This is a genomic window from Glycomyces salinus, from assembly GCF_016428645.1.
Classification (GTDB): domain Bacteria; phylum Actinomycetota; class Actinomycetes; order Mycobacteriales; family Micromonosporaceae; genus Glycomyces; species Glycomyces salinus.
In genome coordinates this window covers 1-20,731 of the sequence record NZ_JAELXW010000055.1, presented here as the reverse complement: position 1 = coordinate 20,731, position 20,731 = coordinate 1, and the positions used below count along the sequence as shown (strand labels likewise).

Genomic DNA, 20,731 nt, shown 5'->3' with positions numbered 1-20,731 from the left:
GCCCCCGCCGACCCGTCCCTTTTAGACGAAATACCTGGGTATAGGGGGTACCCATGCCTGTCAGGTGGTCCGCGCCTTTTAAGGTACGTATGTGGAAAACGGGAGCACCCCTCGCCTCGGGCCCGGCAAACGGCGTGCCGGCGGCAGCGGCGGCCACCGGGCCGGAGCCCGCGGGCCGGGGCGCGGCGCGGGCAGGCACCGCGCGGAAGGCTCCTTCCCGCTCCCCGAGATCCCCGAACGGATCCGCAAGCCCCAGTTCCTCGTCGCCGCTGCGGCGGGCCTGGTCCTGGCCGGGGGAGCGATCATCGGCAGCGAGGCGCTGCTCGGCGGCGAGGATTCCGGCGGCGGCGGGGGCGGCCAGGAGGACGACGCCGCGCTGCTGTACTCCAACGGCGTGGCCGTAGACGACGACTTCACCGAACGCCACTCCGGCCTGGTCGAGCAGATCCACACCGAGCTGGAGATCCGCTACGGCATCGCTCCGGACGAGCTCTACAACGCCGAATCCAACGCCGACGGCCCGCGCGTGGTCCTCACCCTCGACGAGCAGCTTCAGGAGACCGCCGAGGACGCCGGTTCGGAAGCCGGGGTGGTCGCGATCGAGCCCGGCACCGGAGCGGTCCTGTGCTACTTCGGGGCCGAGGAGGAGACCGGCGCCGACCAGGTCGGCGACGACACCCCGCATCCGCCCTCATCGGTGTTCGACATGGTCACCGCGGCGGCGGCCCTGGAGAACGGCGCCACGACCGACTCGGAGTGGCCCTACGGGCCCGACGACGAGGTCACCCTCGAGACCGCCGTCCGGGAGTCGCGCAAGGAGGCCGTGGACGAGATCGCCTCGGAGTACGGATCCGAGACCGTGGTCGAGACCGCCGCCGCGCTCGGCGTCAGCGACCTGGGCGACCAGGACGGCACCGTCCACGACCTGGAGAGCGGCGAGGTCGACTACGACGCCTTCGCGGCCGACGGGTTCGGCACCTATCCCGTGAGCGTGTCCGACATGGCCGCCGTCTACGCCACCATCGCCGGCGACGGCGTCCACGCCGACACCCACTTCGTCGACCGCGTCGTCGACGGCGCGGGCGACAGCATCGAGGCCGACCAGGGCATCCGCACCTCCCAGGCCATCAGCCCCGACACCGCGGGCGCCCTCCAGGAGATGGGGCTGGGCAACGGCGACGCGATCGAGGAGCGCGACTACTTCGGGTTCTCCGGCACCTGGTACGAGGAACCGCCGCAGTCCTGGTACGTCGGCGCGATCCCGCAGCTGAGCGTCGCCGCCTGGATCGGCGACGCCGAAGGGGCCGACGACGTCGACACCGCCGGAGTGCCGGTGTGGCGGGCGGTCGTCGACGCCGCGATCGACTCGCGCGACTTCGCGCCCGAGACCTGGGACGGCGGCGGGGACGAGCCCTCCAGCGAGGATCCGACCAGCGCCGAGGAGCCCTCCGAGTCGCCCTCGGAGGCCCCGTCCAGCGAGGAGCCTTCGAGCGAGGATCCAACGACCGAGACCAGTGAACCGCCCGACGACCCGACCACCAGCGAGGAACCGGAGGATCCCACCAGCGACGAGCCGAGCGAGGATCCGACCGACGACTGCGGCTGGATCTGCTGGTAGCCGCATCTGGCACGGATTCGCGATGCGGCGCCCGAGGCCGAGATCTTAGAGTTGTCCCGTAGTCGCCCGTCCATTGGAGATTCCCGTATGTCCAGCCCAGACCCAGGACCAGACCCGCAGCAGCCGCCCCCGCCCTACCCCCCGCAGGTCTACGGCTACCAGTACCCGCCGCCGCGCCGTCCCGTGAACGGCATGGCCATCGCGGCGATGGTGCTCGGCATCGTCGGCGTGTGCTCCCCGGTCGGGCTGCTGGGCTTGATCTTCGGCACGATCGCCCGGCGGCAGATCGCCGAGCGCGGCGAGGACGGCGACGGCTTCGCGGTCACCGGGGTCGTCCTGGGCTGGATCGCCGTGGCCGCGACCGTGTTCTGGATCATCTACCTGATCTTCTGGGTCTGGGCCGTCGGCCGCGCCGTGGACGAGTTCAACGACCCGAGCAACTGGCCCTCCAGCGATCCGAGCTTCTCCTTCTACTGAGCGGGCCCGCGGGCGCCGGGTCCGACCAAAGTCGCAGAGGCGATTCGGCGTCCAGACCGAGGCGGACGCCCGCCGGCTGTGGTGGGATTGGGTCATGCCGACCCCGTTCAGCCGTATCCGACGCGGCGATCTCATCGCCGCGGTACTGCTGTACGCGGCCGGGGCCGTGCTCATCGGGCTCGGCAGCTTCGAGCCGTACTGGTCGGAGGCGCCGCTCGCGCTGCGGTTCGCGCCCCCGGCACTGGTGTGCCTGGGCGTGGTGTTCCGTCGCGCCTCGCCCGCGCTGTGCCTGTCCCTGGGCGTCGCCGGGTTCGGAACGGAGTTGGCCATCGGGCTGACGCTGGTGACCGCCTGCGTCTTCACCGACAACATCTACGCCTTCGCCCGCTACGGTCCGCGCAAGGCGCTGCGGCCCATGACGGTCACCGCGGTCGCGGCCGTCCTCGTGTTCACGGTGTGGGCCTTCCTGGAGATCGACGACGCCGGTGCGGTGCTGTCGACCGCCGCGATCGGGGCGATCATCCTCATCTCGCCGATCGGGACCGCCGTCATCGTCCGGCAGGCACACGACCGGGCCCGCCTGGAGGCCGAGCGGGCCGAGCAGCAGGCCCGCCTGGCCGAGGCGCGCCGCCACGAGGCGGTGCTGCGCGAGCGCACGACGATGGCCCGAGAGCTGCACGACACCGTCGCGAACTACCTGAGCGCGATAGCCCTCCAGTCCACCGGTTTGCAGGCCCGGGCCGACCTCGACGAGGAGACCCTCAAGCGGTCGGTGGACGCGATCCGGCAGAGCAGCGTGGAGGGCCTGGCCGAGCTGCGGCGCATCATCGGGCTGCTGCGCTCGGTCGACGCGGACGAGGAGCTGGCCGCCTACCGGCTCGACCAGGTTCCCGATCTGGTCGAGCGGATGCGGCGAGTGGGCCTGAAGGTCGACTTCGCCGTCGCCGGGCCCGAGCGGGAGCTGCCGGGGCAGGTCGAGACGGCCGCGTTCCGGGTCGTGCAGGAGGCGCTGACGAACGTGCTCAAGCACGGCTCGGACGCCTCGGTGCGAATCGACTACGGTTCCGAGCGGCTGACCGTCACCGTGGAGAACGCCGTCGCCGCCCCCGCGGTGTCGGTTCCGGGCGGGGCGGGCCTGGTGGGGATGACCGAGCGGGTCAGACTCCTGGGCGGCACGGTCAAGGCCGGGCCCAGCGGCGCGGCCTGGAGCGTCCGCGCCGAGATACCGACGGAGGGGACTGAAGCATGATCGGGGTGCTGCTGGCCGACGACCACGCCGCGGTCCGCGCGGGGCTTCGCATGCTCCTCGACAGCGCCGAGGACATCGAGGTGATCGGCGAGGCCGCCGACGGCGTCGAGGCCGTCGAGCGGGCGAGGACGCTGAGACCGGACGTGGTGGTCATGGACGTGCGCATGCCCCGAAAGGACGGCATCGCCGCGGCCGCCGAACTGCGCGGCGTCGCCGACGTCCTGGTGCTCACCAGCTACGGCGACGACCAGAACGTCTTCGACGCCCTCCGCGCGGGAGCGAGCGGCTTCCTGCTCAAAGACGTGGACGCGCGGACCCTGGTCGAGGGCGTGCGCACAGTCGCCCGCGGCGACGGACTGATCTCCCCGGCGGTGACCCGCAGCCTCATCGCCGAATTCGGGCGCGCCCGCCCGGCCTACGCGCCGATCCCGGTCGACGGCCAGGGCTTGGCGGAGCTGACCAGGCGCGAAGGGGAAGTGCTTTCATTGATCGGTGAGGGGCTGTCGAACGCCGACATCGCCGCCGAACTGGGGATGGCCGAGGCCACGGTCAAATCGCACGTGACGCGCCTGCTGGCCAAGCTCGGCCTGGCCAGCCGAGTCCAGGCCGCGATCTTCGCCCGGGAGCGGGCGAACGGCCGCTCTCATTGACATCCACCCTTCCTTAAAGTAGAGGATTCCCGGCTTGCCGTCCCTGGTCGGGAGCAGTCTACGGTCGGGTTCCTGGTTCAACGGGCCGCGCCGGGTCTCCCCGGTCTGCCCTCCGCAGGCGTTTCGCGTCTCCCGGTGCCCCCGGGCGACGATTTCACTCAAGTGGCAGCTTGTGCGAGCCGCCGTCCTTCTAGCCGGATGTTGGCCTCGGCGTTCGCATCCCGGTCGTGGACGGCTCCGCATCCGCACACCCATTCGCGGACATTCAGTTGAGCCAGTCCAGCCGGTCCGGTCAGCGCCCCGCATCCCGAGCAGAGACGGGTCGAAGGGAAGAACCGGTCGACCTTGACGAACGTCCGCCCGGCTCGGACGGCCTTCGATTCCAGCTTCGACAAGAACCTGCCCCATGCGGCGTCATGCACGCTCTTCGCGGCCCGGCCGCGGGAAAGGCCCTTGACGCACAGATCCTCGGCATAGAGGGCTTGGTTCTCGCCCACCAGTGCCTTCACCTGCTTGTTCAGCCAGTCTTCACGTAGGTTCCGGGTCCGTTCATGGATCTTCGCGACTTTGATCCGGACCTTCCCGTAGTTGTTCGAGCCTTTCGTTTTGCGGCTCAGCTCCCGCTGCGCCTTCCGCAACTTGCGCTCCAGCCGGGCGAAGAATCGCGGATTATCGATGGTCTTCCCACCCCGCAGCACTGCGAACGACTTGAGCCCCAAATCGATCGCGGTCTCCGCATCCGGGACTGCCAGCGGCTCCAGCCGCTCGGCACCGTCATCGACACAGACCACGAATGAAGCGAAGTACTTCCCAGCCGGGGTCTTCATGATCGTCACGCTCGACGGAGAGGCCGCCAGTTCGCGCGACCAGGCGACTTTCAGGTCCCCGACCTTCGCCACATACAGGCGGCCATTCGTCTTGAGCCGGAACCCGTTGCGGGTGTACCGGGCGGTCTGCCGGTGTGACCGGCGCTTGAACCGAGGCGGACCGACCCCCGCCCCAACCCGCTTCCCCGACAGAGAGTCGAAGAAGTTCCGGTACGCCTGGTGGCAGTCCCGCTGTGCCTGCTGCAACGGCACCGTGGAGACCTCGGACAGCCAAGACCGCTCGGGAGTCCGCTTGGCGCGGGTGATCAATTGCTTGTCGAGTGCGGCCGTTGACGGAAACGGCAATCCCTCGGCGCGCGCCTTCCGCCGCGCGGCGACAGCATCGTTATAGACCGTCCGGACGCACCCGAACACCCGCGCCAGCGCTCTGCGCTGCGGCGTGGTCGGATAGACGCGGTAAGCGTAACGAAGCTGCACGATTGGAACCATAGGCGACAGGTACGACAATCCCTCGCGCCGCACTCGCAGTCAACGTCATGATTGTCACCACAGGCGAACCGCGGTCCCGCGGAGCGGGACCGCGGGCAGGTAATCACTCCGGATCCTCTCAGGCTGAAAGCTGGGGTAGCGACCGGGAATAAGGTGAGTGGAATATCTCCGTTGCCACATTCCTGAATTCTGATACAGTGTATTGCATACTCATTCAATTCGGAGGTTAACCGTGACGTACCAGGTCGCCGTGGCAGGCGCCAGCGGCTACGCGGGCGGTGAGGTGCTGCGGATTCTCGCGGACCACCCGCAGCTCGACGTCATCGCCGCCAGCGCGCACAGCCAGGCCGGTGAGTCGATCACCGCAGTCCACCCCCACCTGACCGACTACGCCGGCCGCCGATTCAGCGAGACGACCCCCGAGGCGTTCGCCGGCGCCGACCTGGTCATCATGACCCTCCCGCACGGACAGTCCGGGCCGCTGGCCGCGCAGCTCGACCCCGAAGTGAAGATCGTCGACCTCGGCGCCGACCACCGCCTCGAGGACGCCGCGGCCTGGGAGGCCTACTACGGCAGCCCTCACGCCGGGACCTGGACCTACGGTCTGCCCGAGCTGCCCGGTCAACGCGAGGCCATCGCCGCCTCCAAGCGGGTCGCGGCCACCGGCTGCTACGCCGTTTCGGTCGTCCTCGCCCTGCGCCCCCTGTTCGACTCCGGCATCGCCGAGGCCGACGACGTGGTCGTCGTGGCCGCATCCGGCACCTCGGGCGCCGGGAACGCCGCCAAGAAGCAACTGCTGGCCAGCGAGGTCATAGGCTCGATGAGGCCCTACAAGGTCGGCGCCCACCAGCACGTGCCCGAGATCAAGCAGGCCACCGGCGCGACCAGTCTGTCCATGACTCCGCTGCTGGCGCCCATGCCCCGCGGCATCATCGCCACCGCTACCGCGAAGCCCGCCGCCGGAGCGACCGCCGACGACGTCCGCGAGGTCCTGGCCAAGGCCTACGGCGGCGAGCACTTCGTCCGCCTGCTGCCCGAAGGCTTCTGGCCGGCCACCGCCTCCACCTACGGCACCAACGCCGCCCTCCTCCAAGGCGGGATCGACCGCGACTCCGGGCGCATCATCGTGACCAGCGCGATCGACAACCTCGGCAAGGGCGCGTCCGGACAGGTCGTCCAATGCGCCAACATCATGCTCGGACTGCCCGAGGAGACCGGACTGACCGTGAACGGAGTCGCCCCGTGAGTTCCCGCACCCGGCGCCCCACCCAGCCGGCTCGCTTCGCTCGGAAACTCGAAAAACTCGCCGTACCTGACGGCTCGCCCCGAACCGGAGTAAACGCATGACCATCACAACTCCGAAGGGCTTCCGGGCCTCCGGCGTCACCGCCGGACTCAAAGAATCCGGCAAACCCGACCTCGCGCTGGTCGTCAACGACGGCCCCGAGCAGGTGGCCGCCGGGCGCTTCACCGGCAACCGCGTCAAGGCCGCACCGGTCAAATGGACCGAGCAGGTCATCACCTACGGGCGACTCAAGGCCGTCATCCTCAACTCCGGCGGCGCCAACGCCTGCACCGGCCCCGAAGGCTTCCAGGACACCCACGCCACCGCCGAGAAGACCGCCGCCGTCCTCGGCTGCGGCGCCGCCGAGATCGCCGTGTGCTCCACCGGCCTGATCGGCGAGCGCCTCCCCATGGGCAAGCTCCTGCCCGGCGTCGACGCCGCCGCCAAGGCCCTCTCCGAGGCCGGCGGCGAAGCCGCCGCCGGAGCGATCATGACCACCGACTCCGTCGCGAAGAACGCCGCGCGCACCAGCCCGGCCGGCTGGACGGTCGGCGGGATCGCCAAGGGCGCCGGCATGCTCGCCCCCGGCCTGGCCACGATGCTCGTCGTGCTCACCACCGACGCGGTCGTCGACCGCGAACCGGCCGACACCGCGCTCGGCACCGCCTGCCGGTACTCCTTCGACAGGCTCGACTCCGACGGCTCGATGTCGACCAACGACACCGTCCTGCTCCTGTCCTCGGGCGCCTCCGGGGTCCGGGCCGATGCCGACGAATTCACCACCGCGCTGACCGAGCTGTGCACCGACCTGGCCAAGCAGCTGCTCGGCGACGCCGAAGGATCGACCAAAGACATCGCGATCACCGTCTCGGGGGCGCAGACTGAAGACGACGCCGTCGAGGTCGCCCGCTGCGTCGCCCGCGACAACCTGGTCAAGACCGCCATGTTCGGCAGCGACCCCAACTGGGGCCGCATCCTCGCCGCCGTGGGCGTCTCCAAGGCGCCTTTCGACGCCGACCAGGTCGACGTCGCCGTCAACGGCGTGCGGATCTGCGAATCCGGCGCCGCCGGCGAGCCGCGCGACCTCGTCGACCTCAAGGGCCGGGCCGTCCAGATCGACATCGACCTGCACAACGGGGCCGCCTCGGCCACGGTCTGGACCAACGACCTCTCCCACGACTACGTTCACGAGAATTCGGCCTACAGCACATGAGCATTGACGGACTGGCACCGCACCTGAAGGCCGCGCTCGGCAAGGCCGAGACGCTCATCGAGGCACTGCCGTGGCTGCAGCGCTTCGCCGGCCACGTCGTCGTGGTCAAATACGGCGGCAACGCCATGATCGACCCCGAACTCCAGAACGCCTTCGCCGCCGACATGGTGTTCCTGCGCCAAGTGGGCATCAAACCCGTCGTCGTCCACGGCGGCGGCCCCCAGATCTCGGCCATGCTCGCCAAGCTCGACATCGAATCGGAGTTCCGGGGCGGGCTGCGCGTGACCACCCCCGAGGCCGCCGACGTGGTCCGCATGGTCCTGGTCGGCCAGGTCGGCCGCGAGCTGGTCGGCCTGATCAACAACCACGGCCCGCACGCGGTCGGCATGAGCGGCGAGGACGCGCAGCTGTTCACCGCCAAGCGCCGCTGGGCCGACGTGGACGGCGAGCGGGTCGACGTGGGCCGGGTCGGCGACGTCGCCAGCGTCAACACCGCCGCGATCGACGACATCATCGACGCCGGACGCATACCGGTGGTCTCCACCGTCGCGCTCGACCACGAAGGCGTGCTCTACAACCTCAACGCCGACACCGCCGCCGCCGCGCTCGCCGAGGCGCTCCGCGCGCAGAAGCTCGTCATCCTCACCGACGTCGAAGGGCTCTACGCCGACTGGCCCGACCGGGGCTCGCTGCTGCGGCAGGTCACCACCGCCCAGCTCGCCGAGCTGCTGCCCGGCCTCCAGTCCGGTATGGTCCCCAAGATGGAGGCCTGCCTCCGGGCGGTCAAGGGCGGCGTCCCCCAAGCGCACGTCATCGACGGGCGCGTTCCCCACTCGACCCTGCTGGAGATCTTCACCTCCGACGGCGTCGGCACCATGGTCATGGAGGACCAGTGACCTATTCGGACGAACTCAAGCGGCGCTTCCAGAACGCGCTCATGGGCAACTACGGGCTGCCGCCCGTGGCCATCAGCGAAGGCGAGGGCCGCCACGTCACCGACGTCGACGGCGACACCTTCCTGGACATGATCGGCGGCATCGCCGTCTCCAGCCTCGGGCACAACCACCCGGCGCTGGTCCAGGCCATAGGCGTCCAGGCCGCCCGCCTGGCCCACACCTCCAACCTCTACCTGCACGAGAAGGAGGTCGAACTCGCCGAGAAGCTGCTGGAGCTGTCCCGGATCGACGGCCGGGTCTTCTTCTGCAACTCCGGCACCGAGGCCAACGAGGCCGCACTCAAGCTCGCCCTGCTGGCGGGCAAGGACTCCGGGAAGACCAAGATCGTCGCCGCCGACAACGGCTTCCACGGCAGAACGCTCGGGTCCCTGTCCATCACCGGCAAGGCCGCGATCCGCGAGCCGTTCGAGCCGCTGGGCCGCGACGTCCGGTTCGTGCCCTACGGCGACGCCGACGCGCTCAAGGCCGCCGTCGACGACGAGACCGCCGCGGTCTTCCTCGAACCGGCCCAAGGCGAGGCCGGGGTCGTGCCCGCCGCCGTCGAATACCTCCTCGCCGCCCGGCAGTGCACCGCCGAACGCGGCGCGGCCCTGGTGATCGACGAGATCCAGTCCGGCTTCGGCCGGACCGGCGCCTGGTTCGCCCACCACGCCGCGGGGATCACCCCCGACGCGGTCACCATCGCCAAGGGCATGGGCGGCGGCGTCCCCATAGGCGCCGTCATCGCCGCCGGGCCGTGGGCCGCGGCGCTCACTCCGGGCACCCACGGCTCCACCTTCGGCGGCAACCCGATCGCCTGCGCCGCCAGCCTGGCCGTCATCGACACCATCGAACGCGATCACCTCTTCGACAACGTGCTGGCCCTCGGCGAACACCTCGACGCCCGGCTCGCCGGCGATCCGCGGGTCGCCGAGGTGCGCGGCAAGGCGCTGTGGCGCGGCATCGCCCTGACAGAACCGGTCGCCGCCGACGTCGTCGCCGAGCTCATAGGGAACGGCGTGCTCGCCAACGCGCCCAGGCCCGACACGATCCGCATCGCCCCGCCCCTGACCATCACTCAGACCGAACTCGACGAGTTCTGCGACAAACTCATCGCCGCGCTCGACGAGATCATGCCCGCCCCGGGAGCACGACCGTGACCACAAGACACTTCTTGAAAGACGACGACCTCACTCCCGAAGAGCAGCGGGAACTGCTCGAGTTCGCCGCGGCGGTGAAGCGGCCCGGCTGGAACCGCCACAGCCTCGCCCACAACGGCACTCCTCGATCGGTCGCGGTGATATTCGAGAAACCCTCGACTCGCACCCGCCTGTCCTTCCAGGTCGGCATCGCCGAGCTCGGCGGGAACCCCGTGGTCATCGACTCCCAGTCCACCCAGCTCGGCCGCGGCGAGACCATCGCCGACACCGCCCGGGTCCTCTCCCGCTACGTCGACGCGATCGTCATCCGCACCTTCGCCGACGCGCGCATCACCGAACTGGCCCAGCACGCCTCCGTCCCCGTCGTCAACGCCCTCACCGACGGCTGGCACCCCTGCCAGCTCCTGGCCGACCTGATGACCGTCGCCGAACACAAACCGCTCAAGGGCACCGCCATCGCCTACGTCGGCGACGCCGCGTTCAACATGGGCAACTCCACCGTGATCGCCTGCTCGACGGCCGGAATGCACGTCCGCATCGGCGCCCCCGCCGGATACCAGCCGGCCCGGGAAGTGCTCGACAGGGCCGCCGAGATCAACCGGACCACCGGCGGCTCGGTCACCGTCACCGCCGACCCGGTCGAGGCCGTGACCGGAGCCGACGTCGTCTCCACCGACTCCTGGGTCTCCATGGGCATGGAGGACCGCGAGCAGCGCCTGGGCGAACTGGCCCCCTACCAGCTCAGCACCGACCTGCTCAGCCACGCCGCCGACGACGCGATCGTCCTGCACTGCCTGCCGGCCCACCGCGGCGAGGAGATAACCGACGAGGTCATGGACGGTCCGCACTCGCGAGTGTTCGACCAGGCCGAGAACCGCCTCCACGCCCAGAAGGCACTGCTGGCCTGGCTCGTCGGAGGCGACCGACGGTGAGCTCCACACCCGTCGCCCCGCCCGCCGGCTCGCTTCGCTCGAGGAAACTCGAAAGACTCCGCGTGGCGACGCGTCGCCCCAAAGAAGAGTGAACGCTGATGAATCAACCGACCAGCAAGGCCGCCCGCCAGGCCCGCATCAGCGAACTGATCTCCAACAGCCCGGTCCGATCCCAGAGCGAGCTCCAGCACCTGCTGGCCTCCGACGGCATCGAGGCCACCCAGGCCACCATCTCCCGCGACCTCGAAGAACTCGGCGCGGTCAAGGTCCGCGGCACCGACGGCGGCGCGGCCGTATACTCGATCTTCGCCGAAGGCGAGCGGCCCCTGCGCGACACCGAGATCCCCTCCGAACGGCTCCAGCGACTCCTGCGCGAGCTGCTGACCTCGGCGGACCACTCGGCCAACATGGCCGTCCTGCGAGTCCCGCCCGGCGCCGCCCAGTACCTGGCCAGCGCCATCGACCGATCCGGACTGTCCTCGGTGATCGGCACCATCGCCGGAGACGACACCATCGCCGTCATCGCCCGCGACGGCATCACCGGCCGAGAGGTCGCCGACCAGATGCTCAACTGGGCCGGCAAAGGCTCAGACCTGCCCGACACCGCGAACGAGACCAAGGAAGACCAGCGATGACCAAGCTCTGGGGAGGCCGCTTCTCCGGCGGCCCGGCCGCCGCCCTCGAGGCGCTGAACGCCTCGATCGGCTTCGACTGGCGACTGGCGCCGTACGACATCCAGGCGTCCAAGGCCCACGCCCGCGTCCTCAACCGGGCCGGACTGCTGACAGAACCCGAGCTGGAGCGGATGCTCGACGCCCTCGACTCGCTGGCCGCCGACGTCGACTCCGGGGCCTTCACCGGCACCGTCGCCGACGAGGACGTCCACACCGCGCTCGAACGCGGCCTGGTCGAACGCCTCGGCGACCTCGGCGGCAAGCTCCGCGCCGGCCGCAGCCGCAACGACCAGATCGCCACCGACCTGCGCCTGTACTGCCGCAACCACGCCAAGGGCCTCGCCGCCGACCTCACCGACCTGGTCAGCGCCCTGACCGAGCAGGCCGCCGGGCTCGTGGACGCGCCCGCCCCGGGCATGACCCACCTCCAGCACGCTCAGCCGGTCACCCTCGGACACCAGCTCCTTGCCCACGCGCAGGGCTTCCTGCGCGACCTGGACCGCCTGCGGGACTGGGACAAGCGCGCCGCGCTGTCCCCGCTCGGCTCGGGCGCGCTGTCGGGCTCCTCGTTGCCGCTCGACCCGGTCGCCGTGGCCGAAGAGCTCGGCTTCGATTCCCCCGTGGCGAACTCACTCGACGGCGTCTCCGACCGCGACTTCGCCGCCGAGCTCCTGTTCGTGTGCTCAATGGTCGGCATCCACCTCTCCCGCCTGGGGGAGGAGGTCATCCTCTGGTCGAGCCAGGAGTTCGGCTGGGTCAGGTTGGACGACGCGTTCTCCACGGGCTCCTCGATCATGCCGCAGAAGAAGAACCCGGACGTCGCCGAGCTGGCGCGCGGCAAGTCGGGCCGCCTCGTCGGCAACCTCACGGGTCTGCTCGTCACCCTCAAGGGCCTGCCGTTCACGTACAACAAGGACCTTCAGGAGGACAAGGAGCCGGTCTTCGACTCGCTCGACAACCTGGCGCTCCTGCTCCCGGCCGTCACGGGCATGGTCGCGACCATGACGTTCAACGTCGAGGTCCCACGCGCCTCGGCCCCCACGGGCTTCAGCCTCGCCACGGAGATCGCGGACTGGCTGGTTCGCAAGGGCGTCCCGTTCCGCAGCGCCCACGAGATCGCGGGGTCCTGCGTGTCCCACTGCGAGGCGCGCGGGATCGAGCTGCACGAGATCGCCGACGCCGACCTGGCCGGGATCTCCGAGCACCTCGACCCGGCGGTCAAGGAGGTGCTCGACGTGGACGGCGCACTGGCCGCGCGCACCACGCCCGGCTCGACCGGTCCGAAGGCGGTGGCCGACCAGCTGGCGGCGGTGCGCGAGGACGTGCGGCGGCTCCGCGGCCGGCTCGAATAGGGCGCGGCGACAATTTCGCGCCCAAGAGCTGGGCCGCGGGTGGACGGTGAACGCCCCGAGGCCCGATTTCACGCTCCGCCGAGACGATGTTCGACGATTGTTGTACAACCGGAGGATGGCTATAGGTTTCCGACCGACGGACGACGACAAGCGGATCATCAGCAGGTTCAAACGCCAAGGCGAGACCACTTCAGACGTGCTTCGTCGGGGACTCCGCAGTCTTGAACAGGTCGACTGGGTGGAGCGGGCCCGCGCCGATATGGCGAGGCTCGCGCTGGAGGACCTGTCCGAGGAACCGGACGACTGGGAATACGACGAGGCCGGGAACATCAAAGACGTCGGGACCGGCTCCGTCCTCAAGGCCCGGAACGAGGGCGGCTGGTGATCCGCAGTGCGGTCTATCCGATCGACTTCGCTCGCTATCTCGGCCTGTCGCTAGGGCAGTGACGAGCGTGTCTCGAGCTCGGCGGCGAGGCGGCGCAGCCTGATGCTCCCGACGATCGTGATGACGCCCCACACGATGGCCAGGAACCCGATGGTGAACACCAGCGCCAGCGCGCCCTCGCCGGGCTGGACCAGCAGGAGGATCCCGAGCAGGACCCCGGCCAGACCGGACAGGACGAACATCCAACGTCCGCCCGGGTCCCCTTTGAGCCCGAAGCCGTTGACGATGTTGGACAGCCCGATGACCAGCGCCCAGAACGCGATGACGTAGAGCAGCGCCAGAGCGGTGATGCCCGGCCAGACGAGGGCGATGATTCCGGCGATGACGCCCAGGATCCCGATGAAGATCACCCAGCCTCGCCCGGTGGCGCGCCGGCCGCCCATGACGATCGCGGTGATGCCGTCGACGATGGCGTAGACGCCGAACAGGATCACCAGCGCCAGGAGCGTGATCTCGGGCCAGAACACCGCGACGGCCCCGAAGATCAGCGTGAAAACCCCCCGAACCAGGACCCATGCCCAGTTCCGAGCCAGAATCTCCAGCATCGCAGCCCCCTCACCAGCACGAACACCTTGCGATCAGGCTAGCCCGGTTCGGAGCCGACAGTGACGATTCGCCCGACAAACCTGGTCCGAGCACATACGTGCCCGGACCAGGCAACGCCAACTGCAATAAACCCCGATGACGCGGGGAGCAACCGTTCGTTCCGGCAATGCTCTTCGCGATCGTTGGCTCACCCCCGCAAATGCGGGGAAGAGCTCCCGCGATATCGCGACGGTCCGACATCGATCGGTTACGAAACGCTTTCACTCTCGATCTGACTCCAGTAGACGGTCGGAGCGGCCGCGCTCTAGTAGCCGCTCCGGAGAGTTTCGATAAGGGCTGTCCGATCGTCGGTCAGCGGACCGAAACCGGTTCGCGGGGCGCTGTTTCGGGTTCGGGTTCGACCGTCACGTGCGGCAGCGCCCGGTCCATCCACTTCGGCATCCACCAGGCGGCCCGACCCATGAGCCGCATGATCGCCGGGACCAGCAGGCAGCGGATGATGAAGGCGTCGATGAAGATCGCTACGGCCATGCCGATGCCGAACTGCTGGAGCAGCCGGGCGTCGTTGAGGATGAACGCGGCGAACACCGAGATCATGATCGTCGCGGCGGCCGTGATCACGCCGCCGGTCGAGGCCAGTCCCTTGCGGACCGCCTCGGTCGGGTCGCCGGTCCGCACCCATTCCTCCCTGATTCGCGAGACCAGGAACACCTCGTAGTCCATCGACAGACCGAAAATCAGCGCGAACAGCATGACCGGCACGAACGCCTCCACCGGGCCGGGCTGGATGCCGAACAGGCCCTCCTGGAAGATCCAGGTGACCACGCCCAGGCTCGCCCCGATGGTCAGCAGGTTCAGCACCGCGGCCTTGACCGGGATCAGGACCGAGCGGAACACCACCGTCAGCAGCAGCATCGACAGGCCGACCACCAGCAGCAGGAACAGCGGGGCGCGGTCGGCGATGATGTCGCTGAAGTCGATCGAGGAGGCGGTGGCGCCGCCCACCAGCTGGGTTCCCTCCACCTCGGACAGGACATCGCCGCGCAGCTGGTGCACCAGGTCCACCGTGGCCTCGTCCGAGGGGCCGCCGGTGCCCACGACCATCGACATCCACAGGTCGTCGCCGATCTGGGACGCCGGGGAGACCTGTTCGACCGATTCCAGGCCGGACATCGCCTCGACGGCCGCCTCGGCCCCGGACCGAGACCCGTCGGTGACGACCATCAGCGGGCCGTTGAAGCCCGGTCCGAACCCCTCGGCGAGCATGTCGTAGGCCTGGCGGCTCTGGAGGCTCTCATCCTCGGTTCCGGCGTCGGCGAAGCCGAGCCGCAGCCCCAGCACCGGCGCCGACAGGGCCACCAGCGCCGCCAGGACGAGCGCGAGAGCGGCCCAAGCGCGCTTCTCGATGAGACGCGACCAGGCATTCCACCGCTGCCCGGGGATCCGCTTGGCCCCCGCCGCGTGCTTGCGCACCCGCTTCTCGATGCGCGTGCCGAACAGTCCCAGCAGCGCGGGCAGCAGCGTCACCGAGGCGAGCATGGTGACCAGCACGACCAGGGCCACCGAGACGGCCACCGACTGGAGCGAGCCGAGCCCGAGCGCGTACAGCCCGGCCAGGGCCACGATCACGACCGACCCGGCGAACAGCACCGACCGCCCGGCCGTGTCCAGCGCGACCGTCGCCGCCCCCTTCCGGTTGGAGCCGTGCAGCAGCTCCGAGCGGAATCTGGCGAAGATCAGCAGCGCGTAGTCGATGCCGACGCCGAGCCCGACCAGGAACATGATCGGCGTGAGATAGGTCGGCAGCGTCACCACGTGGGAGATGACCATCGACAGGCAGAAGGTGATGCCGACGGCGAACACGGCCGTGATCAGCGGCATGCTCGCGGCCAGCAGCGAGCCGAACATGAGCACCAGGATCACCAGCGCCGCGAGCATGCCGACGCCCTCGGCGGCCCCGCCCTCGCCCTCTTCGGCCTCCCGGACCGGGTCGCCGCCGAGGGCGACCTCCAGGCCGTCGCCGGAGGCGTCCTCGGTCGCCTCCAGCAGCGACTCGACGTCCTCGACGGTGCCCTCGAACCCGGCGGTGGCGTAACCGACCGTCCCGTCCTCGGAGACGGTTCCGTGGCCGGCGAACGGGTCGTCCACCCCGGTGACGCCCGGCATTCCGGCGATCTCGGCCAGCAGCGACTCGATGCGGTCCCGCTCGGAGGCGACCCCGTCCTCGTCGCCGAAGACAACCTGGACAGAGGTGGTGTCGGCCTCCGGGGCCCGCTCTTCCAGCAGGTCCGACAACTCCTGCGACTCGGTGCCGGGCATCGAGTAGTCGTCCTCGAAGGCCGATCCGGCCGCCCCGGCGGCGCCGATCGCCCCGGCGAGGACCACCACCCAGGCCACAAGCGCGATCACGGGACGCCGCTGCGTCCACTGGGCGAGGCGCGCCAAGGCTGAAGGAATCGGTGTGGCAAGTCGTGTCTCCATGCCCGCGACTATCGCCGCGCGCACGGCCCCGGTGCATCGGCTGAGCAGAGTCCTTCGCCGTACACCCCGGGAGTCATGACCTCCGCGGGCCGTACGCCATCGGTCGCATCAGTCGCCGTCGGTCCAGGTCGGGCGCACCAGGCCGGCCTCGTAGGCGGTGACGACCAGCTGCGCCCGGTCGCGAGCCGACAGCTTGGACATGATGCGCGAGACGTGGGTCTTGGCGGTCGCGGGGGACAGGAACAGCTTCCCGGCGATCTCGTCGTTGCTCATACCGGTGGCCACGAGCTTGAGCACCTCGGTCTCGCGCTCGGTCAGGGCGCCCAGCTTCGAGCTCGGCTCGGGCCTGGCGACGCGCCCGGCGAACTCGCCGATGAGCCGGCGGGTGATCTTCGGGGAGATGAGGGCTTCGCCCTCGGCGACCACCCTGATGCCGCGCAACAGCTCGTCGGGGTCGGTGTCCTTGACCAGGAAGCCGCTGGCGCCGGCCCGCAGCGCCCGGTAGACGTAGTCGTCCTCGTCGAAGGTGGTCAGGATGATGACCTTGACGCCCTCGAGCTTGGGGTCGATGCCGATCCGCTCGGTCGCCTCGAGTCCGTCGACGCCGGGCATGCGGATGTCCATCAGGACCACGTCGGGGCGGTGGCGGCGGATCAGTTCGAGCGCCTCGGCCCCGTCGCTGGCCTCGGCGGTGATCTCGATGTCGTCTTCGTCGCCGATGATCGAGGCGAACCCGGCGCGCACCAGCCGCTGGTCGTCGACGAGCACCACTCGGATCACCGTTCCACCTCCAGCGGCCACGTGGCCTCCACGAAGAAGCCGCCTTCCTCGCGCGGCCCCGCGTCGAACGTACCGCCCAGGCTCTCGGCGCGTTCACGCATCCCCGCCATGCCGTTGCCGGGCAGCACCTTGCCCGCCTTGGCCTTCCCGTCGTCGGCGATCCGGACGGCCAGCGTGGAGGTTCCGATGACGACCTGCACCTCGGCCCGTTCAGCCTGGGCGTGCCTGACGACGTTGGTCAGCGACTCCTGGACGACCCGGTAGGCGGCCGCGTCCACGGTCGCGGGAAGTTCGGCCGTGCCGTCCTGTGTGAACGCCACGTCCAGGCCCCCGGCGCGGGCGGCGTTGACCAGCGACGGCAACTGGCCCAGGCTCGGCCCGGGACCGGTCGGCGAGCCCTCCCCGGCCTCCCGCAGGACCCCGACCATCGCCCGCAGCTCCCGCAGCGACATCTGGCTGGTCTCGGAGACGATCTTCAACGTCCCGGAGGTGTCGTGGTCGGGGGCCCGGTCGAGCTTGCGCAGCGCCGCCGCGGCCTGCACGTTGATCAGCGACAGGTGGTGGCCGACCGCGTCGTGCAGCTCCCGGGCGATCCGCAGCCGCTCCTCGGCGACACTGCGCCGCTGCGCCTCCCGCACCGCGATCTCGGACTCCGACCGGTAGGCCCGGTAGTGCGACACCATGGACCCGAGCGCGACGAGCGCCACGAACCAGCCCGAGAGCAGCAGCGACTCGATGAACGTGACGTGGACGAACCCGCTGAGGAGTTCGGGGACGATCAGCACCAGGAAGGTCAACCCGACGGTGATCCAGGCCGCCACGATGCGGCCCTGCGCCGCGAGGGTGTAGAGCGCGATGGCGAACGTGGCCATCGTCGGCCCGTCGAGAGACGAGGCCGGGTAGTAGATCACCGTGCACGTCAAGGTGACGACGGTGACCGTCAGCGGGTACGTGCTCCTGACGAACAGGGCCGCGCACGCGACGACGGTCACCGCCCAAGCGAGCGGTTCGGCCAGCGCCCCCGGAACCGGACCCTGAATGGCCAGCACCAGCGCGTCCCATACGAAGACGAGCAAGGTGACGGCGACCCCCACGATGAGGTCGCCCTTGCGGTCGGAGAAGCGGTCGAACACGCCTCCAGCCTATTTCGTGAGGCCGGCGCGACGGAGCGCGTCGGCCATCGCCCCCTGCGGCTGCCGGTCCTGGCCGCCGCGCTGGCGCGGGCCGCCGTCCCGGCCGCCCTTGCCGCCCCTGCCCTGGTTCCCGCCCTTGTTGTCGCGGCCGCGCTGCCCGCCGCCGCCCTTGCCGGGCTCGTCGCCGAGCCGCATTGTCAGCGAGATGCGCTTGCGCTCGAGGTCGACCGACATGACCTTCACCCGTACGACGTCGCCGGGTTTGACGACCTCGCGCGGGTCGTCGACGTAGCGGTCGGCGAGGGCCGAGATGTGGACCAGGCCGTCCTGGTGGACGCCGATGTCGACGAAGGCGCCGAAAGCGGCCACGTTGGTGACCGAGCCCTCCAGGACCATGCCTTCTTCGAGGTCGGAGACCTTCTCGACGCCCTCCTTGAACGCGGCGGCCTTGAACTCGGGGCGCGGGTCTCGGCCGGGCTTCTCCAGCTCGGCGAGTATGTCTGAGACGGTCGGGACGCCGAAGCGCTCGTCGGCGAAGTCGCCGGGCTTGAGCTTGCGCAGCGTCTTCGCGTTGCCGATGAGGCCGCCGATGCCCTCGCCGGTGCCGGCGAGGATGCGCTCGACGACCGGGTACGCCTCGGGGTGGACCGCCGAGGCGTCCAGGGGATTGGCGCCGCCGGAGATCCGCAGGAAGCCGGCGGCCTGCTCGAACGCCTTGGGGCCCAGTCGGGACACCGCCAGCAGGTCCTTTCGGTCGGCGAAGCGGCCGTGCTCGTTCCGCCAGGCCACGATGTTGGCGGCGGTCGACTCGGTGAGCCCGGAGACCTGGGACAGCAGCGGGACGCTGGCGGTGTTGAGGTCGACACCGACGGCGTTCACCGCGTCTTCGACTACGGCCTCAAGGGATTTGGTGAGTTTGGTCTCGGTCAGGTCGTGCTGGTACTGGCCGACGCCGATGTGCTTGGGCTCGATCTTGACCAGCTCGGCCAGCGGGTCCTGGAGGCGGCGGGCGATCGAGACCGCGCCGCGCAGGGACACGTCCAGTTCCGGCAGCTCCTTGGTGGCGTAGGCCGAGGCCGAGTACACCGAGGCGCCGGCCTCGGACACGACCAGCTTCGACAGCTCGGCCTTCCCGGCCAGGAGCTTGACCAGCTCCGTCGCGAGCCGGTCGGTCTCGCGCGAGGCGGTGCCGTTGCCGATGGCGATCAGCTCGACGCCGTGCTTCTGCACCAGCGCCGCGAGCGCCGACAGCGAGGCGTCCCACTGGTTCTGCGGCTGGTGCGGGTAGATCGCGGCGGTCTCCAGGACCTTGCCGGTCGGGTCGACCACGGCGACTTTGACGCCGGTGCGGTAGGCCGGGTCGAGGCCCATGACGGTCTTGTGTCCGGCCGGGGCGGCCAGCAGGAGGTCCTTGAGGTTCGCGGCGAAGACCTTGACGGCCTCGTCCTCGGCGGCCTGCCACAGCCGCATCCGCAGGTCGACGCCGAGTTTGACGAGAATGCGGGTGCGCCAGGCCCAGGAGACGGTCTTGGCCAGCCAGGCGTCGGCGGCCCGACCCTCGTCGCGGATGCCGAACCTGGCGGCGATCATCCCCTCGTAGTCGGCCCCGGCCTGGTCGTCCTCGCCCGGTTCGAGCCCGAGCGAGAGGACCTCCTCCTTCTCGCCGCGCAGCAGCGCCAGCACCCGGTGGGAGGGAAGAGTGGTGAAGGTCTCGGCGAACTCGAAGTAGTCGGAGAACTTGGCGCCCTTCTCGGCCGCGCCGTCGCGGACCGACGAGACCAGGCGGCCGCGCTGCCACATGCGTTCGCGCAGTTCACCGATGAGGTCGGCGTCCTCGCTGAAGCGCTCGGTGAGGATCGCGCGCGCCCCGGCCAGGGCCGCGGCGGCGTCCTTGACGTCGGCCTCGGGGTTGAGGTAGTCCGCGGCGACCGCCTCGGGGTCCCGCGTCGGGTCCTCCAGCAGCGCGTCGGCCAGGGGCTCCAGGCCCGCCTCGCGCGCGATCTGGGCCTTGGTGCGGCGCTTCTGCTTGAACGGGGCGTACAGGTCTTCCAGGCGCGCCTTGGTGTCGGCCGCCTCGATCCGGGCCGCCAGGTCCTCAGTGAGCTTTCCCTGCTCCTTGATCGACTCCAGGACCGCCGAACGCCGGGCCTCGAGTTCGCGCAGGTAGCCGAGGCGCTCTTCGAGGGCGCGGAGCTGCTCGTCCGACAGACCTCCGGTCGCCTCCTTGCGGTAGCGGGCGATGAATGGGACGGTGGAGCCGTCGTCCAGCAGCGCGACGGCGGATCGGACCTGGTTCGGGGCGACCGAGAGTTCCTCGGCGATGCGTTGATCGATAGCTTGAGCCACGAACGGCATTCTGCCAGAGCGCTGCGACAACGGGGCCCGAAGCCGAAGCGGGAGCCCCCCGGTGGACGCTCGCGTGCGCATGCGATAAAGTTCTATCCCGTCGCCGGGGGAACGAAACGAACTCCCAGGACATGCGGAT

18 protein-coding genes are annotated in these 20,731 nt (G+C 70.0%); 12 read left to right on the top strand and 6 right to left on the bottom strand.

What is annotated here, in order from left to right:
• Positions 1–91: 91 nt before the first annotated feature.
• The 4 genes from JFB92_RS15790 to JFB92_RS15775 all read left to right on the top strand — a co-directional run bounded on the left by JFB92_RS15790 (position 92) and on the right by JFB92_RS15775 (position 3,994).
• Positions 92–1,618, top strand: a complete 1,527-nt coding sequence (locus JFB92_RS15790) for a penicillin-binding transpeptidase domain-containing protein (protein WP_199040809.1) — start codon at positions 92–94, stop codon at positions 1,616–1,618.
• An 87-nt stretch (positions 1,619–1,705) separates the two neighbouring features.
• The gene (locus tag JFB92_RS15785) at positions 1,706–2,095 is read left to right on the top strand and encodes a DUF4190 domain-containing protein (RefSeq protein WP_199040806.1); all 390 of its coding nucleotides are present in this window, start codon (positions 1,706–1,708) and stop codon (positions 2,093–2,095) included.
• A 94-nt stretch (positions 2,096–2,189) separates the two neighbouring features.
• Positions 2,190–3,344: a sensor histidine kinase gene (locus JFB92_RS15780; protein ID WP_199040803.1), complete on the top strand. Its 1,155-nt coding sequence runs from the start codon at positions 2,190–2,192 to the stop codon at positions 3,342–3,344.
• On the top strand, positions 3,341–3,994 hold the full coding sequence (locus JFB92_RS15775; RefSeq protein WP_199040800.1) for a response regulator: 654 nt from the start codon (positions 3,341–3,343) through the stop codon (positions 3,992–3,994). Before JFB92_RS15780 ends, JFB92_RS15775 begins: the two co-directional genes overlap by 4 nt.
• Positions 3,995–4,152: 158 nt before the next feature.
• On the opposite strand, the gene JFB92_RS15770 is transcribed toward JFB92_RS15775, so the two are convergent.
• Entirely contained in the window at positions 4,153–5,298 is a 1,146-nt protein-coding gene (locus tag JFB92_RS15770) for an RNA-guided endonuclease InsQ/TnpB family protein (RefSeq protein ID WP_199040797.1), read from the bottom strand.
• Positions 5,299–5,542: 244 nt separating this feature from the next.
• Here JFB92_RS15770 and argC point away from each other — a divergent pair, with 244 nt between their 5' ends.
• From argC to JFB92_RS15730, 8 genes are all read left to right on the top strand, one after another.
• Positions 5,543–6,556, top strand: a complete 1,014-nt coding sequence (argC, locus tag JFB92_RS15765; RefSeq protein WP_199040794.1) for an N-acetyl-gamma-glutamyl-phosphate reductase — start codon at positions 5,543–5,545, stop codon at positions 6,554–6,556.
• 97 nt (positions 6,557–6,653) lie between these two features.
• Positions 6,654–7,808, top strand: coding sequence for a bifunctional glutamate N-acetyltransferase/amino-acid acetyltransferase ArgJ (gene argJ / locus JFB92_RS15760; protein ID WP_199040791.1), 1,155 nt, complete (start codon positions 6,654–6,656; stop codon positions 7,806–7,808).
• Positions 7,805–8,704 (top strand): acetylglutamate kinase, encoded by a 900-nt coding sequence (gene argB, locus JFB92_RS15755; RefSeq protein ID WP_199040788.1) that lies wholly within the window; start codon positions 7,805–7,807, stop codon positions 8,702–8,704. The genes argJ and argB overlap by 4 nt, the downstream gene beginning before the upstream one ends.
• Positions 8,701–9,903 carry an acetylornithine transaminase gene (locus JFB92_RS15750; protein ID WP_199040785.1) on the top strand — a complete coding sequence of 401 codons (1,203 nt, stop codon included), beginning with the start codon at positions 8,701–8,703 and terminating at the stop codon, positions 9,901–9,903. Before argB ends, JFB92_RS15750 begins: the two co-directional genes overlap by 4 nt.
• Positions 9,900–10,835, top strand: coding sequence for an ornithine carbamoyltransferase (gene argF, locus JFB92_RS15745; RefSeq protein ID WP_199040782.1), 936 nt, complete (start codon positions 9,900–9,902; stop codon positions 10,833–10,835). The genes JFB92_RS15750 and argF overlap by 4 nt, the downstream gene beginning before the upstream one ends.
• A gap of 98 nt (positions 10,836–10,933) precedes the next feature.
• Complete coding sequence (locus tag JFB92_RS15740) at positions 10,934–11,470, top strand: arginine repressor (protein WP_199040779.1); 537 nt, start codon at positions 10,934–10,936, stop codon at positions 11,468–11,470.
• Positions 11,467–12,861, top strand: coding sequence for an argininosuccinate lyase (gene argH, locus JFB92_RS15735; RefSeq protein ID WP_199040776.1), 1,395 nt, complete (start codon positions 11,467–11,469; stop codon positions 12,859–12,861). Before JFB92_RS15740 ends, argH begins: the two co-directional genes overlap by 4 nt.
• A 115-nt stretch (positions 12,862–12,976) precedes the next feature.
• Positions 12,977–13,246: a hypothetical protein gene (locus tag JFB92_RS15730; RefSeq protein ID WP_199040773.1), complete on the top strand. Its 270-nt coding sequence runs from the start codon at positions 12,977–12,979 to the stop codon at positions 13,244–13,246.
• Between the two features lie 50 nt (positions 13,247–13,296).
• On the opposite strand, the gene JFB92_RS15725 is transcribed toward JFB92_RS15730, so the two are convergent.
• From JFB92_RS15725 to JFB92_RS15705, 5 genes are all read right to left on the bottom strand, one after another.
• On the bottom strand, positions 13,297–13,851 hold the full coding sequence (locus tag JFB92_RS15725) for an HdeD family acid-resistance protein (protein ID WP_199040770.1): 555 nt from the start codon (positions 13,849–13,851) through the stop codon (positions 13,297–13,299).
• 352 nt (positions 13,852–14,203) lie between these two features.
• On the bottom strand, positions 14,204–16,333 hold the full coding sequence (locus tag JFB92_RS15720) for an MMPL family transporter (RefSeq protein ID WP_199040768.1): 2,130 nt from the start codon (positions 16,331–16,333) through the stop codon (positions 14,204–14,206).
• A 108-nt stretch (positions 16,334–16,441) separates the two neighbouring features.
• Positions 16,442–17,113, bottom strand: a complete 672-nt coding sequence (locus JFB92_RS15715) for a response regulator (protein ID WP_199040765.1) — start codon at positions 17,111–17,113, stop codon at positions 16,442–16,444.
• Complete coding sequence (locus JFB92_RS26650; RefSeq protein ID WP_199040762.1) at positions 17,110–18,246, bottom strand: sensor histidine kinase; 1,137 nt, start codon at positions 18,244–18,246, stop codon at positions 17,110–17,112. Before JFB92_RS26650 ends, JFB92_RS15715 begins: the two co-directional genes overlap by 4 nt.
• Before the next feature lie 9 nt (positions 18,247–18,255).
• Complete coding sequence (locus JFB92_RS15705; RefSeq protein ID WP_199040759.1) at positions 18,256–20,601, bottom strand: Tex family protein; 2,346 nt, start codon at positions 20,599–20,601, stop codon at positions 18,256–18,258.
• Between the last annotated feature and the right edge of the window lie 130 nt (positions 20,602–20,731).

Bases quoted from the DNA above. Each gene is read 5' to 3' on its own strand.
- JFB92_RS15785 (WP_199040806.1), top strand. From the start codon at position 1,706: ATGTCCAGCCCAGACCCAGGACCAGACCCGCAGCAGCCGCCCCCGCCC.
- JFB92_RS15780 (WP_199040803.1), top strand. From the start codon at position 2,190: ATGCCGACCCCGTTCAGCCGTATCCGACGCGGCGATCTCATCGCCGCG.
- JFB92_RS15775 (WP_199040800.1), top strand. From the start codon at position 3,341: ATGATCGGGGTGCTGCTGGCCGACGACCACGCCGCGGTCCGCGCGGGG.
- argJ (WP_199040791.1), top strand. From the start codon at position 6,654: ATGACCATCACAACTCCGAAGGGCTTCCGGGCCTCCGGCGTCACCGCC.
- argB (WP_199040788.1), top strand. From the start codon at position 7,805: ATGAGCATTGACGGACTGGCACCGCACCTGAAGGCCGCGCTCGGCAAG.
- JFB92_RS15740 (WP_199040779.1), top strand. From the start codon at position 10,934: ATGAATCAACCGACCAGCAAGGCCGCCCGCCAGGCCCGCATCAGCGAA.
- argH (WP_199040776.1), top strand. From the start codon at position 11,467: ATGACCAAGCTCTGGGGAGGCCGCTTCTCCGGCGGCCCGGCCGCCGCC.
- JFB92_RS15730 (WP_199040773.1), top strand. From the start codon at position 12,977: ATGGCTATAGGTTTCCGACCGACGGACGACGACAAGCGGATCATCAGC.
- JFB92_RS15725 (WP_199040770.1), bottom strand. From the start codon at position 13,851: ATGCTGGAGATTCTGGCTCGGAACTGGGCATGGGTCCTGGTTCGGGGG.
- JFB92_RS15720 (WP_199040768.1), bottom strand. From the start codon at position 16,333: ATGGAGACACGACTTGCCACACCGATTCCTTCAGCCTTGGCGCGCCTC.
- JFB92_RS15705 (WP_199040759.1), bottom strand. From the start codon at position 20,601: ATGCCGTTCGTGGCTCAAGCTATCGATCAACGCATCGCCGAGGAACTC.